1 protein-coding gene is annotated in these 708 nt (G+C 44.8%); it reads left to right on the plus strand.

Annotated elements, in window-relative coordinates:
* Positions 1 to 695 (plus strand): IS4 family transposase (locus I6F10_RS20010; RefSeq protein ID WP_197099317.1); only part of this gene is annotated, 695 nt, incomplete at its 5' end.
* Between the last annotated feature and the right edge of the window lie 13 nt (positions 696 to 708).

The following is a 708-nucleotide window of genomic DNA, read 5'->3' on the forward strand; positions in this document are numbered from 1 at the left end:
AGCTCTATGCGTTTGCAAGCGAGCTGATGAGTGCAGGCACCAAACACATCCACATTGCACAAAAAGGAGGAAGAAAAGCCCGAAGCGCAACACTGGATATCACCTATGCGCCAGTGACACTGAAAGTGCCTTACAATAAAAAAGGACACTCTCTCCCAGTTTACTATGTCGGCTGTGCAGAGCGAGGAAACGCTGAGAACGATTTAAGCTGGCACTTATTAACTAGTGAACCAGTCACCAGCAAAGAAGACGCCTTAGCCATCATCACCTACTATGAGCACCGTTGGCTTGTTGAGGAATACCATAAAGTCTGGAAAAGTGATGGCACGAATATCGAAAGTTTACGCCTTCAAAGCCAAGATAACATGGAAAGGTTGGTGACGATTAATGGGTTTATTGCGACGCGAATATTGCAACTAAAGTTCACCAATGAGCAGCCTGATTCTCCAAGTTGTGAACAACTGCTACCTCCTAAAGCATGGAAGTTATTGTGGTTAAAGAGAATAAAAACACCATTGCCTGAAACTGCTCCAAATATGTCATGGGCGTATCGAGAACTGGCAAAGTTAGGGGGTTGGAAAGATACCAAGCGCACAGGGCGTGCATCTGTGAAAGTGTTATGGCAAGGATGGCTTAAATTACAAGCCATCCTTGAAGGCTACGATTTAGCAAAATCTCTTGAGTCAGACTTGTGATCAAGAGACAGCT

Source organism: Pseudoalteromonas sp. SWYJZ98 (assembly GCF_015864495.1).
GTDB classification, from domain to species: domain Bacteria; phylum Pseudomonadota; class Gammaproteobacteria; order Enterobacterales; family Alteromonadaceae; genus Pseudoalteromonas; species Pseudoalteromonas distincta.